A 13811-nucleotide genomic window follows, 5' to 3' on the forward strand; every position below is an offset into this window, starting at 1 on the left:
AATTATTGATTCCAGTTGTAGGCACTTTTTACGTTAAGCCTGCCTTCTCCGGATTTTCTCAGGTAGATTACCCGGTCAGACTCCGGAATATATTTGATGGAGGTCAGTACAGGAGAGCCGGAACGTTCCCCGTTTTCAGAATTATTGTAGAGACTGATGGCCTTCTTTTTATCGGTTACTACATTTCCTATCGCGTAGGGCTGAAGGGTATCTTCATTGGCGAAGAAATAGCCTTTATTATCTTTCATGAAATACCCGATCTTCCCTGACGGTGTTGCGGTAGTGCTGACGGCAGTTCCGTCTGAGTTAAGAGTAAACCACTGGCCCGGACCGTATGAAATAATGGGGTCCGGAAAACGGTTGGAAGGTGTGGATGGCGGCATTGTTTTGTTAACGTCATATCCGAACAGGTATGTTTTACCGTTATTGGCCTGTACAGCACTGATTTCTACTCCGGACATCGTAGTATTGCCTCTGTATTCGGAGAATTCGCTCATAACGATATTGCCGTTCTGCAGGTTGATGAAAGCCATATCCCCGAAGTTGCTCTGGTTGATCCTTACGCCGGTAAAATATCCGAATGATACCAGGTAATCCTGGTCGTTGATGGAAACCGGAGTCAGGGTTTTTAAAATCAGTTTTTCCTTTAAGGGAATATCCTGTTCACCCTGAGCAGAAACATAGACCAGCTTTGAGGATTCTTTCCAGCCGGTGGATTTTCTTAAGATCAAAACCCTCCCGGAATTGGTTACAGCCGCATCAGCTTCCATATAATCCGTATCAAGCGTGATTTCTTTATCCCATTTTCTGGACAGGGTAGAGAGGTCAATCACGATATTATCAATGGTATTGGCTGTCTTTTTAGAAACAGACCGGTCGTTGATGATGGCAGCATATTTCCCGTTCTGTGAAAACCTCATATAGGTGGTTCCCTGTTTCATGCCTCCTTCCGTAAAAAGCTTGGCAATGCTGGTCGTGGTAAAATTATTGTCCTTTTTGTTGAAAACATGCTGGAAGATTTCTTTCCTGTTATTCCGGGTTTCCAGTTCTTCCGTAAACACAACGAACTGGTCTTTGCCAATCTCAGCTGATCCCAGATAATTGTGCAGGACACCATTGGTTTTATTGGCATAATCCTTAATATAGGTATCAATCAGGTTTCCGTTCTGATCGAGTTTCCTCATGATGATTTTCTTATGCGGATAACTGCTGTAGCCGTCTTCATTGATATCGCTGAAAACATATTGGTTATAGTCATCACACAGGACAAGCTTGATGTCCTTTTCGTATTTGGAGTTGTATTCGAAATTGTCGCCGTACACAAATTTCTTATCCTGACCGAAAGCGATAGCGCTCATTAGGGCCAGTGAAAGGATCAATGTTTTTTTCATAGTATCGATTAGTTATAAATTTTCTGTTCAAGTCCTTTCAGTTCATAGTTTTGGTCAAAAGAAAGCTTCATGTCTACCAGGTGCTCCTGCATTTCATTCAGGTATTTTTCAGCTTCCGCCTTTTTACCCATGGCTAGGTTCAGGCGGATGAGGTTCATATAGAGATATGCTGCAATCTTAGCATTATAGGCTGCTTTTTTATCTTCATAATTGATTTTTTTAAGCGCATCTTTCCATAAAGCAACCCCTTTGTCCATATTTTCAAGGGCAGCTTTATTAGGAGTGTAATCCGGTCTTGCCTGCAACTTCTTCAGGTTTGTGGTTACATAAATGGACGCTTTCTCCAGGTCATCGTATTCTCCTTTGTTCTTTACCGTTTCCAGCTTTACCGTAGAATTGATCTTGGAATAGCCGAAGTTATCTGCCAGGATTTCGTTGATCTTGTTCATCACCTTCTGAAGGTATGCTCTCTCATGGTCACTCAGGTTGATTTCATTGGTAGGCGAAGAGGCAACTTCTTCAAAGTCTGAGAAAAGGGTTTTATCGATCTTCACAACGCCGTTCTGCTTTACTACCAGCTTGGTAGGCTGGCTGGCAAAAGTTTTACCCGCATTATCCTGAAAGTTGGTCCGTTCCATATTGATGGAAATGTCAACGGCATTTCCGCCTCTTGAAAAACCGTCGATATTAACCTGTGAAGCCAGGACTTTATTGTCTACAATGAGGGCAGTTCTGAGATCGGGATCGCGGTATACCGGCTTTTGGGGAACGTTGAGCTGCGGGCGTGAAGGAAGTCTGAGCACCGGGGGCATGGCATTCATGGCAATTTTTTCCACAGCTTTCATTTTATTGTACTGCTCAGATTCTGTTTTGTACTTTTCGGTAAGTTTTTTTACTTCCGCTTCATAATCCTTGAGCCTTTCCTCATGCTGCAATTTGGCATCCTGTACGCTCTGATCGTAGTTGTCTACCTGCTTCTGGAACTTTTCCTTCGCTTCTTTGATTACATCTTCTTTCGTCATGTTATACGGTGAATTCACCACTACAGAAAAATTTCTGCTTTGTGAATCTACCGGATTAGCAGGCTCTTTTAAAAGCTGGAAGGTTACCTGTTCCGAATCGATCCTCTGGGCATACCCCAAGGTAGCAACCGATAAAAATAAAACGGATAAGATAGAGTTGTATTTCATGCTTAAAATTTAGTCTGCAAATTTAATTTTTTTTCAATACTAACCTAATTATAATTATTATTTTATTTTAAATGTGTATTTCTATTGAATTATGTGCAAATCCCTTCATGTTGAAAAGTGTTACTGTGAAACAAAATCCAATGTTTGGCAAAAAAATTGAATATTCATTTACATAACATATTCAAATAATAATTATGGAAACGAATGACTACGACCAGAAGCTGAACAAATACGAACTGGAAGACCAGGCCATCTATACAGGATTCTCAAGTTTTGAAGATGCAGAAAGGTATTCCCGGGAGAAAAACGGAAAACTGGTGGAAGTAAGCTTTAAAGACGGAAATGATAATCCTCAGATTACAGATGAAGCTCAGCTGATCGATAAAAAACTTCATTATTTTGTAGTTGCAGGGGACGAATATAAATTTATTCATTCTTCAGACCCTGGATTCAGGGATTATGCCGATGAATTGCAGAAAATAAAAGCTAAAATGCGCGAGGATGCACCTGACGAGCGGTACCTGGCCAATTTTGAGATAGAAAATTCAGAAGACCCGATTATCGTGATCAAAAATGATCATTTTGAATCGGTAACTTCAAGAGAGCGTTCAAAATACCTGAAGCAAGCTAAGGTATATGAAATAGGAGTTGCCATATCCAAATCTTAAAATCAACATCATGAGCACTAAGAAATATTCAGACAAAGCTCAGGAAAAAGTGGAAAAAGTAATGCACGAGTTCAAGGAGGGAAAATTAAAGTCCTCTTCCGGAGACCAGGTGAAAAGCAGGAAACAAGCCATAGCAATCGGCATTTCCGAAGCAAGAGAAGAAGGACTCAAAGCTCCTTCTAAAAATAAGAAAAGCAAAGACAAGTAGTATAAAGCCGCTCATAATTTGAGCGGTTTTTTAATGTATAGTGTTCAGTGATAAGATGTGTATAACTATACATTAGAATTAATATACCTTTAACAGCACCATAAAGGTTTTTGGATATATTTGCGAAAAATAACAATACTGAGTATTACTTATTTCAGGATTGGATGGGACATTTTAAAAAGATATATTCAGACTATAAGCACCAGGTGTATTTCTTTGTCAGAAAATATATTTCCGGACAGGAAGATATTGAAGATGTGGTGCAGGAAATATTTGTCCACTTATGGAAGCACCATACACAGCTTCAGAAATCTGAACATCCGGAGGCTGTCATCTTCCGTACGGCCAAGCAGGAGATTGCCAATTTTTACAGGAAAAATAAAATGATTTTCAATTCGGATCCGGACATCATTGCCGGCCTGGAAGAAACCGAAGAAGAATCGGACACGCTCTGGAAAGAAGAAAATCTCAGTAAAATAGAACATTTGCTCAGCGAACTGCCCGTTCAGAATAAAGAATTTTTACTCAGGAACAAACTGGAAAACGTTAGTTATATTAAAATAGCCGAAGAAAATAATATGTCTAAAACGGCCGTTGAAAAACGCATCAATAAAGCCCTTTCGTACATCCGTAGCAACCTCAGCCTCTTTTAAGCCTCTGTTAACGAATATGAACAAATCATTAAATCCACTTTTCAAAGGTGGATATTTTTTGATCCCTGCGTAATTACTATCAGAGAGACCACTTATGAATCAATTCGAAAAAGACTGGGACACGGTGAAAAAAGAAAACCGGCGGATCGATGAGGCAACTGACGACAGGATCTGGCAGAATATAGAGCGCATGACTTATGGACGTAAGGCGAAGCAGCAGAAGGTTTACTGGGCTGCCGCCGTCCTTATTCCTTTATTTGGGCTGCTTTGCCTGTACCCATTATTTTCAGGACACCATAACGATGCTGGAAATATACTGGTGCTAAAAACCGGAAATGAGATGAAGACCTACAGGCTTTCTGACGGAAGTATCATCACCATGCAGCCGTACAGTAAGCTTACAATGGACAGGAATCATTTCGGTAAAAAGGAGAGACCTGTGGAATTCGAAGGGAAAGCTTTTTTTAACATTGCCAAAGATAAGACCAAGCCATTCCGTATTGATGCCCATGGTTTTAAGGTCCAGGTTTTGGGAACCCGGTTTTTCCTGGATCAGAAATCGGCGGATAAAAGCGTAGCCCTAAAGGAAGGAAAAGTAAAGATAGAACGCCGTGGAAAAATCACGTATCTGCTTCCTGAGGAAACTTGGGTGAGTGATGCCGTTAACAGGGAGCATCATTACTACAGCCCTTCTAAAGTAAGGACATTTGCGTTTAACGGACAGGACTATGGAGAAGTCATCCGTCTGCTGGAAGACACCTATGATGTAGAGATACAATATCCCGTACAGTACAGCAAAGAAAAAATACAGGGCTCTTTTACCGGAAACCTGCAAGATGTTATTACCATTGTAAGCTATCCTTTCAGTCTTACAGCTGTTAAAATCACCGACAAACAAATTATTTTAAAATAAAATGCACCGATAATGGGGGTTATCGATGCGGCGAACTAGTAAGAATATAACAAACTAATTTTTTACAAATCTATGAAAAAAACGGCAATCAGCATTGCGGTACTGGGAGTCTTATGCCTGTCTGAAATGACGCATGCATACGTTCCGGCCACCTGTCAGCAATCTGTTAACTCCGCACGAATCCCTGTAAAGCAGGTATTTGAAAAACTGGGAAAGAAAACCCGGACGCAATTCTTTTATTCGGCTTCCGATATGCAAGGGATCCTTGTGGATGATACCAAGATCAATTACAGCTCTTTGAAAGAAGCACTCAGCTACCTTAAAAAAAGCTATTCCATTGATTTTATTATTCAGAACAATACCGTTACGGTAAGAAGGATTGCAAAATCTTCGGATAATCGTCCGCTTTCCATTCATATGGATGCAATGAAACGGGATACCATCTCTCCCCGGGAGAAGAATATTGATGAAGTCGTAATGGTAGGCTATGGAAAGCAGAACAGGAAGGATATTTCAGGTTCTATTTCATCCATCGATGAGAAGCAGATGAAAGGTGTTGCATCCGGTAATTTTGGTGATATCATAGCAGGAAAAGCTACGGGAATCCAGGTTTCGCAGGCCAATGCAAGTCCGGGATCATCACCCACCATCCGGGTGAGGGGAATCGGGACGCTTACTGCAGGTTCCAATCCTTTGATTGTTGTCGATGGTTTCCCGCTTACAGAAGGAACCAACCTGAATTCCATCGATCCCAATTCCATTGCCAAGATCGATATCCTTAAAGATGCTGCTTCATCTGCTATTTACGGATCCAGGGGCGCCAACGGAGTTATCCTGATCGAAACCAAGCAGGGCAAAAAAGGAAAAATGGAAGTAACCCTGGATTCCTATTACGGAATCCAGACCCGCAGTGACAAGGCCAAACTTGTCGACGCATATGATATGGCCGTTTTCATGAAAGAATCCAGGGATAATAATTACCTGTCCAAAGGAGCTAACAGAAGTATCAGTGACGATACTGCAACCAGAAAAAATAAAGGAGCATCCCTGAGAGAACTGATTCCGGATTACCTGAAACCTTATCTCGAAAGGCAACCAGGACTCATCAATACAGACTGGTACAATACTGTGCTGAGACCGGCTCCGATCAGTCAGACCACATTTACAGTCACTGGAGGTGGGGACAAAAGCAAATATGCCTTCACGGGAAGTTACCTCAATCAGAAAGGGATTGTTATCGGTTCAGATTATGAAAAATATTCAACCAACGTCAATTTATCGACGGATCTGAGTGATCAACTGAAAATAGGGGTTTCCATTACACCGTCTTTCTCACAGGGAAGCATCCTGGATATGGTATCGGGAGGAAGAAGCTATAACCCGATTGCCATGGCTACAACCATGTATCCCTTTTTTGCGCCCTATGATGCTAACGGTAACCTGAATATCTCTGAACAGATAAAAGCCAATACTCCCACAGATGCAGCTCTGGTTGAAAATCCTGTAGCGATGGTGGACATGACCAGCAGGAAATATACGCTGTTTAAAACATTCGGAAATGTATTCACCCAGCTGACATTCCTCAAGGACTTCAACTATAGGTTTTCGGTGGGCGGAGACTACAGCAATTACGAATACAATTTTTTCGATCCGTCTACAGTAGGGTCTTACCGGTCCGCTGCTCCCGACGTCACTATGGCAAGCAGGACGGAATACATCAGGAAAAACTATCTGGTGGAAAACCTGCTGACTTTTGATAAGAAAATCGGGAGCCATACTTTCAATGCAATTGCAGGACAATCCTACCAGGAAGAAAACAACAATCAGCTGCTGGTGGAGGCCACAGGATTCCCGGATAACAGCATCACCAATATTGCCGGCGGATCTTCGTTTAAAAATACGCTTTCACAATATAAGTGGACTCTGATCTCTTATTTCAGCAGGCTTTCTTACAGTTTTGACAATAAATACAACTTCATGGCGTCGTACAGGAGAGACGGATCTTCAAGATTCGGGGTCAATTCCAAATGGGGCGATTTTTACGCGCTGTCGCTGGGCTGGACACTCAGCAATGAAAACTTCTTTCCCAAAAATGATTTTATTGATCCTGTAAAGCTAAGGTACAGTAAAGGAAGCAACGGGAACAACCAGATTCCTAATTTCGGGGCACTTTCACTGATGGCGGAAGAAAATTATCTCTTTTCAGGGGCACTCGCTTCAGGATACAGGGCATCAACGGCACCTAACCCAAATATCTCATGGGAAAAATCAAAATCAGACAACTTCGGGATCGATTTTTCACTGTTCAGGAACTTCCTGAATGTATCTGCCGACTACTACATCCTTATGCGTGACGGGCTGTTGCTGGATGTACCGGTTCCGCAACAGTCGGGGTACAGCACTTCTCTACAGAATATCGGGAAAGTCAGGAACAGAGGGCTTGAGATCCAGCTTTCGACCAGGCCGCTTCATATCGGGCAGCATTTGGAATATTCCAATAACCTGAGCTTTTCTGTCAATACCAATAAAGTTTTGGCTTTAGCCAATGGACAGAACCAGATTATTGCGGGGGCCAATAATTTTGCTGTTACCAAAGTGGGCGGATCCATTGCAGAAATGTATGGATATAACATCACCGGAGTATATACTTCACAGCAGCAGATCGACAGTAGTCCGCATATTACAGGGACGCTGGTAGGGGATTACATTATGGAAGACCTCAACGGAGATGGAAAAATTGATAATAATGATAAAAAAAGCTTCGGTTCAGGGATTCCGAAATACATCCTTGGCTTTTCCAATACATTAAAATATAAAAACCTTGAGCTTAATTTCATGCTGTACAGTGAACTCGGGAAAAAAGTATATAACGGGGACCTGGTAAGCAGCACAGAGTCCGGTGAAGGTTTTGGGGTGGCAAGTCAGTATTATTTCGACCACCGTTACAATGCCGAGACCAATCCCGGAGGTTCTTTTGCAATGCCTAACATGAATTTCTCCAACAACAGAAAAGAAGCGCGGACTTCCAATATCTTTTTTATGAACGGGGATTATGTCAGGTTGCGTTCCCTGAAACTGGCGTATAACCTGCCTAAAAGCATCACGGAAAATTTAAAAATTAAGTCTGCCCAGATATATTTCATGGGAAATAATTTACTGACCATTACTTCCTACCGAGGGCAAAACATCGATGCTACAACAGACAATGTGCTTACCCAGGGTTATGACAGTGCCTATTATCCGGTAACGAGGGTGTATTCCTTCGGGATGAATTTTAAATTCTAATCAAATCAAACGTACAATGAAAAAAATACTTATTCCAATCGTTATTTTACTGCTTTTACAGTCGTGCTCATCCGACCTTCTGAATACTTCTCCGGAAGCTACTAAGGTAACCTCACAGTTTTATGCGGACGCCTCACAAATTGAACAGGGCATTAATGCAGTATATGGCACACTGCAGTATACCGGGCAATATCAGCAGGCAATGCTGGTTATCGGGGAAATTCCTTCTGACAACACTTATGATGAGGTTCCGGCCAATGATTCATTTACCTATGGTGAATTTGATTTCTTTACCATTCAGCCTAACAATTCGCTTATTGCAAGTACCTGGAAAGATAATTATATCGGGATCCAGCAGGCTAATATTATCCTCAACAGAATTGATGCCATCCAGGACATGGCGCAGGCTACGAAGAGCAACAGGATCGGTGAAATGAAGTTTCTGCGGGCGCTGATGTACTTTAATCTTGTAAGGGTATTCGGTGATGTCCCACTGGTAACCAAAGAAACCACTAATGTGAATGACTACTTCGGGCAGGGCAGGACGCCTGTTTCGGACGTGTATGCTTTCATAGAAAAGGAACTGAAAGATGCCATTCCGCTTTTACCGGCTGCAACCACACAGAAAGGAAGGGTGACCAAAGCAGCTGCGCTGGGCATACTGGGAAAGGTGCTCATTACAGAAAATAAATACAGCGATGCCCTACCTTATCTTTCGCAGATAGACGGATTGGGATACAGCCTGCTCTCTGACGTGTCTAAAATTTTTGATGTCACCAATAAAAATAATACTGAAATTATTTTTGATGTCCAGTTTGCTTCAGGAATTAACGGGAATTCGGAAGGAAGCCCGGCATTTCAGCTCTTCAGCCCATCGGGAACCGTGGCCGGCGCTAAAGGCCACAACCTGCCTACAAAAGAAATATACAACCTGTATGCTGGTAATGATCAAAGGAAATCGGCTTACATCGGGCTGACTTCCAACGGGATTCCATATACCAAAAAAATCGTAAAGACATCGAACGTAATTGCGGATGGCGGAAGCAATATCGTGGTGCTTCGCCTGGCTGATGTCTACCTGATGATGGCAGAATGTTATGCTAAGGCTAATGATTTGAGCAATGCTAATGGTTATCTGAATATAATTAAAGCTAGGGCTGGCATTGCCAATGTAAACCTTGCTTCCCAGCAGGCTCTTCTTGCTGAGATCGATAAGGAAAGAAGACTGGAACTGGTTGGAGAAGGCCATCGCTGGTTTGATCTGGTAAGGACCGGGAAAGCCGTTCAGGTAATGACACAGCACTTTGCATCAACTCCCGGCTACAGTACAGCTACGATTGATCAGCATAACCTCCTGATGCCGGTTCCGCAGGGACAGATCAATACCGACCCTGCCATCAAACAAAATCCGGGATATTAAAAAAGTGTTATGGAGAAGATATGAGTATACCAAAAGATCGCAGCTCTCCTGCTGCTATTGGTTTTTTTGAGAAGTGCTTATCTTCATACAAGGCAAAAACGATGATGCTGAATCTTGACAAAGCATGGGACTACACCCCTGAAATAAAAGAACTGGCGGATCTAACCGGAACTTCCCAGCAAATCATTATGAAACGAAGTAAAAATGCCCCGGGCCTGAAAAAGGAAGTGATCAGATATATTAAACTAAAAAAGAAAAAATATGAAGACTAAATTGTTATGCCTGCTGATCTTTGTTTCCGGAATTGTTTTCGGACAGAAGAAAATATCCTTGTCTCATTTTCCGGAAGATAAGGTGATGGTTATTGCCCACCGGGCCGACTGGCGGGAAGCCCCGGAAAACTCTGCCTGGGCAGTGAGAAAAGCCATTGAAAAAGGGATTGATATGGTAGAAGTAGACCTGGCCCTGACAAAAGACAGCGTTCTGGTCCTGATGCACGATAAAACCATCGACCGTACCACTACAGGAACCGGAAAACCCGCTGACTATACCCTGGCAGAACTCCGGAAATTCTCATTAAAAGACGGACTGGGAAGTACAACACAAATGAAAGTGCCTACCCTGGAAGAGATCCTGGACATTACCCAGGATAAAATCCTGATCAATCTTGACAAAGGATTCGATTATATCAATATGGTCTATCCTTTATTAAAAAAAAGGAAGATGCTCGACCAGGTTTTATTTAAAGGAAGTGAAACCTATAAAGAATTCAACCGTAAATACGGAGCGATTAAAAATGATATCCATTTCATGCCTATTGTCAGGCTGAATCTAAAAGAAGGATGGCAGAAAATCACCGAATATACCGATCATTATCAGGTCTACGGCTTTGAGTTTACGGTAGGAGAGACGGAACAGAATATGATTGACTTTAATAAAGTCAGGGAAAAAGGTTGCAGGGTGTGGGTCAATGCGCTCTGGCCACACCACAATGCAGGACATAATGATGATCTGGCTCTTGAAAATCCTGAAGTATACGAATGGTTTTTAAAAAATAAGGTCAATATGATCCAGACCGATCGTCCCAAGGAACTGATCGGATTCCTGAAAAAGAAGGATCTTTACTATTAATATACGGTACTTTCAAAAATTGGAATCGGCGGAGCCAAAGGCTCCGCCGATTCTTTTATCATTATTGACTGTAACAGCAATGCCTATTTCTGATGGTTATACATCAGCTGATAGTATTCATCTGCCATCCGGTCACTGTTGAACTGGTACTCTACATCTTCCATGGAATTGTACTGGATCTTCCTCCATTGTGACGGTTGATCATAATAGGTAGGAAGAATTTCATTTTCAAGGATTTCATACAGCGTATTGAGGTCGTGGTTGTCCTGCTCATAAATGCTGGTGTTCATATAATCCGCTTTAGGGACTACGAATGAATTTTCTCCGTGTTTTGCAAATTCAGGGATCCAGCCGTCATCTGTTGAAAGGTTTACCGAACCGTTCATAGCCGCCGTCATTCCTGAAGTACCGGAAGCTTCCCTCGGTACCCGTGGATTGTTGAGCCATAAGTCAGAGCCCTGTTTCAGCGATTTGCTTAGGGAAAGTTCATATCCCGTAAGTACAGCCATATTTTTATTATTTTTACTTTCTTCCACCAGCGAATTAAAGGTGGAAATCGCAGCATAATCCATCGGATAAGGTTTTCCAGCCCAGATGATCTGAACCGGGTATTTCGGGTTGTTCAGGAGCCTGTAAAACCTGTCCTTATCATGGAGGAGGAGATCAGCACGCTTGTAGCCCGCGAAACGCCTTGCCCAGACAATGGTGAACACATCAGGATCAAACAGGTTCCCGGTTTGGTCTGCCACGATTTTGAACAGCCTTTTCTTCAGGTGTTTTTTCCGGAAATCAAATGCCGTTTCATCGTTTTCATCCTTTGCATTGTACAGAGGTTTGTCTGCCCAGTATTTAAAATCCTGGGCATTGGTAATGGAAGTGATTTCGCAGATCCCCGGATATTTGTGCCACAACGTATTAGAAACCTCTCCGTGAAGTTTTGAAACCCCATTGGCAATTCCGGACATTTTAAGCGCACATAAAGAATGGTTGAAGCGGTCATCGTCAGTTCCTTCAATCTGCTTTACCTCTTCCATACTAAGCCCGGAAAAATATGACATATCATAGCAAAGCTTAAGATTATGCTTCTCATTACCGGCCTCTTCAGGAGTATGGGTGGTGAAAACCAGCTTTTCTTTCACACGTTTCATATCGCCATCGTACTTTTTAAGCAGATGGAAGGCTGCGGGGAGACCATGCGCTTCATTCAGATGGTATACTTCCCGTTCTATATTCATTTCATCCAGCAGTCTTGCGCCTCCTTTTCCTAGAAGAATATACTGCGCCAGCTTGGTGGATTCATTGGCATCATACAGTTTATGGCAGATCGTTTTAGACACGTGATCGTTTTCAGGAACGTCGGTGGAAAGGAAAAACATCGGAGCCGTATTGAAGATTTCAGGATCCAGGTACCATACCTTCACCCAAACCGGGGCACTATGAATTTCAATCTGGAATTTAATTCCCGTATCCTCAAGAAAGCTGTACATTTTTTTGGTCCAGACCGGTTGCAGGGTCTGGTCATGGTTTCTTGCCTGGTCATAATATCCGAATTTCCACAGGATACCGATTCCCACCAGATCCTGCTTCAGGTTATACGCACTTCTCATATGCGATCCCGCAAGGAATCCCAATCCGCCTGAATATATTTTTAATACCTGTTCAATAGCAAATTCCATAGAGAAATAAGCTACCTTTTTTGAGTATTTAGGGTTGACGTTGTAGGGTATTTCAAAGTTTTTAAAATCCATAAACACAGTTTTGTTTTGAATTGGCAAAGGTAATTAATTATGAAAACAAACTTTATATTAATTATTTGATAATTAAGGCTTCAAGCGTGTATCAGATGTTTTTTTTAACTACCTTTAGAATGTAATTTTTTGGTAATCAAAGATCAGGCACTAAAACCATACCATTGTGCCTGTATGGGCAACACAAAAAATAAACACATGAAAAAAGCATTTTCTGATGAAGATTTAATTAAAAATCTCAGTTTATACTATCTGAACCGGCATCTCAAGAAGAAGCCGATAGAGAAATACCACCGTGCCATAGATGAGTCATCCCTGCATGACAGGGAGAAGTACAGGAAAAAATCTGAAATTTTACTGCTGAATGCTTTTATGCATCATTTTCCCAGCGTAAAGTTTGAGGACCTTACCTGCGAAAGTCCGGATTTCATTGCTACGCTGGACGACAAAAAGATTGGAATTGAATTGACGGAAGTGATCAACCATTTGGAAATGAAAAAAATGGAGAGCAGCCTTAATAAAATATTCCGTCAGGCAGAAATACTATTGGAACAGGAAAACACTACGAAATATCGTGGTGTTTATTTTTTGGAGTTTCAGCCCAACCTTAAATTCCATCATCCCGAAGATCAGCAGGAAATCATTCTGTCCATTTATAAAAGCATCCGCAAAAACAGGCCTTCGGGACATGTCCGGAACCTCAGGAAATCCTTTCACCGAAGGAATGTATTCATCACCCATGAATACAATATGAGTCTTTTTGACGAACTCTGTTCCGAGAAAATCATGGAGCTGATCGAGAAGAAGAATGAGAAATTTCCTTATTATGATTCTTCGGTGGATGAATGCTGGCTTGTTATCGTATCGGATATGAATTCCCTGGCGTCCCGGTATACATTTATCCAGGATAAAGAGCAGCTCAGGGAAGTCAGAAGCCCGTTCCACAAAATATTCCATCTGGAGAACCTTTGCGGGAACCTCACGAATATCAAGTAATATAGAGGATCCGGGATCAATAAAGCATTGTTCAGGAGCTTTTTCCCGCTTTCCGCACTCGCTATTTTTGTGTTTCGGGCGGCGGCAAAGCCGCTGCCCGAAACACAAAAATGAGCTCAGGCAAATGCTCCAATCGGGGCTAGGATTAAGGGCATGAGGAATTATCTGCATCAATTCAAAACCAGTCGGTTAAATGCTTAACTTTGAT

The 13811-nt window shown here is 42.0% G+C and carries 12 protein-coding genes; 9 read left to right on the top strand and 3 right to left on the bottom strand.

Annotated elements, in window-relative coordinates:
* Window positions 1-2: 2 nt before the first annotated feature.
* Window positions 3-1391: a hypothetical protein gene (locus CGB83_RS16395; RefSeq protein ID WP_100076780.1), complete on the bottom strand. Its 1389-nt coding sequence runs from the start codon at window positions 1389-1391 to the stop codon at window positions 3-5.
* Window positions 1392-1399: 8 nt separating this feature from the next.
* Entirely contained in the window at window positions 1400-2581 is a 1182-nt protein-coding gene (locus CGB83_RS16400; RefSeq protein ID WP_100076781.1) for a hypothetical protein, read from the bottom strand.
* 194 nt (window positions 2582-2775) lie between these two features.
* Here CGB83_RS16400 and CGB83_RS16405 point away from each other — a divergent pair, with 194 nt between their 5' ends.
* The 8 genes from CGB83_RS16405 (at window position 2776) to CGB83_RS16435 (ending at window position 10859) form a co-directional block, all read left to right on the top strand.
* On the top strand, window positions 2776-3249 hold the full coding sequence (locus CGB83_RS16405) for a hypothetical protein (protein WP_100076782.1): 474 nt from the start codon (window positions 2776-2778) through the stop codon (window positions 3247-3249).
* 10 nt (window positions 3250-3259) lie between these two features.
* Window positions 3260-3457, top strand: a complete 198-nt coding sequence (locus CGB83_RS16410; RefSeq protein WP_100076783.1) for a DUF6496 domain-containing protein — start codon at window positions 3260-3262, stop codon at window positions 3455-3457.
* A gap of 164 nt (window positions 3458-3621) precedes the next feature.
* A complete protein-coding gene (locus tag CGB83_RS16415) occupies window positions 3622-4110 on the top strand; it encodes an RNA polymerase sigma factor (protein WP_157761439.1) in 489 nt (162 codons plus the stop codon).
* A 94-nt stretch (window positions 4111-4204) separates the two neighbouring features.
* A complete protein-coding gene (locus tag CGB83_RS16420; protein ID WP_100076785.1) occupies window positions 4205-5023 on the top strand; it encodes a FecR family protein in 819 nt (272 codons plus the stop codon).
* Window positions 5024-5095: 72 nt separating this feature from the next.
* Complete coding sequence (locus CGB83_RS16425; protein WP_100076786.1) at window positions 5096-8308, top strand: SusC/RagA family TonB-linked outer membrane protein; 3213 nt, start codon at window positions 5096-5098, stop codon at window positions 8306-8308.
* A gap of 16 nt (window positions 8309-8324) precedes the next feature.
* Window positions 8325-9728, top strand: coding sequence for a RagB/SusD family nutrient uptake outer membrane protein (locus CGB83_RS16430; protein ID WP_100076787.1), 1404 nt, complete (start codon window positions 8325-8327; stop codon window positions 9726-9728).
* A 20-nt stretch (window positions 9729-9748) separates the two neighbouring features.
* Window positions 9749-10000, top strand: a complete 252-nt coding sequence (locus CGB83_RS20225) for a hypothetical protein (protein ID WP_157761440.1) — start codon at window positions 9749-9751, stop codon at window positions 9998-10000.
* Window positions 9990-10859 carry a glycerophosphodiester phosphodiesterase family protein gene (locus CGB83_RS16435; RefSeq protein WP_100076788.1) on the top strand — a complete coding sequence of 290 codons (870 nt, stop codon included), beginning with the start codon at window positions 9990-9992 and terminating at the stop codon, window positions 10857-10859. The genes CGB83_RS20225 and CGB83_RS16435 overlap by 11 nt, the downstream gene beginning before the upstream one ends.
* An 83-nt stretch (window positions 10860-10942) precedes the next feature.
* Here the strand turns inward: CGB83_RS16435 and glgP are convergent, their stop codons facing one another.
* Window positions 10943-12607: an alpha-glucan family phosphorylase gene (gene glgP / locus CGB83_RS16440; protein WP_100076789.1), complete on the bottom strand. Its 1665-nt coding sequence runs from the start codon at window positions 12605-12607 to the stop codon at window positions 10943-10945.
* Window positions 12608-12805: 198 nt separating this feature from the next.
* Here glgP and CGB83_RS16445 point away from each other — a divergent pair, with 198 nt between their 5' ends.
* Complete coding sequence (locus CGB83_RS16445) at window positions 12806-13603, top strand: hypothetical protein (RefSeq protein WP_100077628.1); 798 nt, start codon at window positions 12806-12808, stop codon at window positions 13601-13603.
* Window positions 13604-13811 lie beyond the last annotated feature (208 nt).

Source organism: Chryseobacterium camelliae, assembly GCF_002770595.1.
Lineage (GTDB): Bacteria > Bacteroidota > Bacteroidia > Flavobacteriales > Weeksellaceae > Chryseobacterium > Chryseobacterium camelliae.

Excerpts from the sequence above, each read along its gene's own strand:
- CGB83_RS16405 (WP_100076782.1), top strand. The coding sequence starts at position 2,776 with ATGGAAACGAATGACTACGACCAGAAGCTGAACAAATACGAACTGGAA.
- CGB83_RS16420 (WP_100076785.1), top strand. The coding sequence starts at position 4,205 with ATGAATCAATTCGAAAAAGACTGGGACACGGTGAAAAAAGAAAACCGG.
- CGB83_RS16400 (WP_100076781.1), bottom strand. The coding sequence starts at position 2,581 with ATGAAATACAACTCTATCTTATCCGTTTTATTTTTATCGGTTGCTACC.
- CGB83_RS16430 (WP_100076787.1), top strand. The coding sequence starts at position 8,325 with ATGAAAAAAATACTTATTCCAATCGTTATTTTACTGCTTTTACAGTCG.
- CGB83_RS16435 (WP_100076788.1), top strand. The coding sequence starts at position 9,990 with ATGAAGACTAAATTGTTATGCCTGCTGATCTTTGTTTCCGGAATTGTT.
- CGB83_RS16415 (WP_157761439.1), top strand. The coding sequence starts at position 3,622 with ATGGGACATTTTAAAAAGATATATTCAGACTATAAGCACCAGGTGTAT.
- CGB83_RS16395 (WP_100076780.1), bottom strand. The coding sequence starts at position 1,391 with ATGAAAAAAACATTGATCCTTTCACTGGCCCTAATGAGCGCTATCGCT.
- glgP (WP_100076789.1), bottom strand. The coding sequence starts at position 12,607 with ATGGATTTTAAAAACTTTGAAATACCCTACAACGTCAACCCTAAATAC.
- CGB83_RS16425 (WP_100076786.1), top strand. The coding sequence starts at position 5,096 with ATGAAAAAAACGGCAATCAGCATTGCGGTACTGGGAGTCTTATGCCTG.
- CGB83_RS20225 (WP_157761440.1), top strand. The coding sequence starts at position 9,749 with ATGAGTATACCAAAAGATCGCAGCTCTCCTGCTGCTATTGGTTTTTTT.
- CGB83_RS16445 (WP_100077628.1), top strand. The coding sequence starts at position 12,806 with ATGAAAAAAGCATTTTCTGATGAAGATTTAATTAAAAATCTCAGTTTA.
- CGB83_RS16410 (WP_100076783.1), top strand. The coding sequence starts at position 3,260 with ATGAGCACTAAGAAATATTCAGACAAAGCTCAGGAAAAAGTGGAAAAA.